The 1032-nt window shown below is 38.6% G+C and carries 1 protein-coding gene; it reads right to left on the bottom strand.

Annotated features, from left to right (window positions below; all coding sequences use genetic code 11):
• Positions 1-129 precede the first annotated feature (129 nt).
• Positions 130-1032 (bottom strand): helicase-related protein (locus AC1DRF_RS29355; RefSeq protein ID WP_477742490.1); only part of this gene is annotated, 903 nt, incomplete at its 5' end.

Genomic DNA, 1032 nt, shown 5'->3' with positions numbered 1-1032 from the left:
GCCCTCTAACCAACTGCTAGAAGGAACGAAACACATGAAAGCTGCCTTCACAATAAAAAAAGCCGAACGAATTGGATTCTCAATCAAAAATCCAACTCGTTCGGACAAGCCACTTTTTATCACTACATCTTAGTAATTAAAATCTTCGTCTCCGTGTCTTCTGCGGAATCTTTTATGAAAACACGAATCACATATGGCGTGATCATGATTCCAAGGAAGGTCTTTAGAACACGTACTGCATGTTCTTTTAAATTTTTTCATATCTTTTCTTAATACGTTATGGATTTTATCTGTAAGCTCTTCTCGGACACGCTCCCAGTAAATAGCCTCTGGCCTTCTGTCCATTCGATATAAAAATAAAAGATGCAGGCCAATCGCCTTATAAGATAGCTCTAATYTTTCCAGTGAGCCTTCTATCATCCGTGGTTCAGGTAACTCTTCCCTGTTAACAATCGAATTCATGCTGGCAACCCACTGCTTTTTCAAAGAGCTTTCTTTTGATGAAAAAGGCAGCTGCAAGTAGCCGTATAAATCAACAATGGGCATTTTCGCTTCAATCAGCGTGTCTTTCACTTCCTCATAAAGCTCACGTTCTTGTGCCAAATTTGATTTTTGTGTACCTTTTGGATTTTGAAATTTAGCCCACATGTCAAAAAACGTTCCGAGGTCATGATGATATTCTTTAAATCTTCTTAGCATATCTGAAGTAGGAGCAATTGAAAATTTGCTGATTTGCTCGTCTGTTGAAAATAACAGTTCTCTCATTTGCTTTGCATCTTTAGCGAATGCAACTTCTCCAACATTGTAGAGGCCCTTCCTTCCAGCACGGCCTGCAATCTGCTTTAACTCTTGAGAAGTCAGCAATCTCCTCTTTTGCCCGTCAAATTTCATGTTTTCTAAAAGGACAATTCGTCTAATTGGAAGATTTAATCCCATTCCAATCGCATCTGTAGACACAATGACATTTGTTTCTCTATTAATGAACTGCTCAATTTGTTTTCTTCTCGTTTCAGGCGGCATACTTCCATAAAT

The organism is Priestia sp. P5_B4 (genome assembly GCF_056400385.1).
Note: the sequence above shows the minus strand (reverse complement) of the source record. Positions and strands in the feature narration are given on the sequence as shown.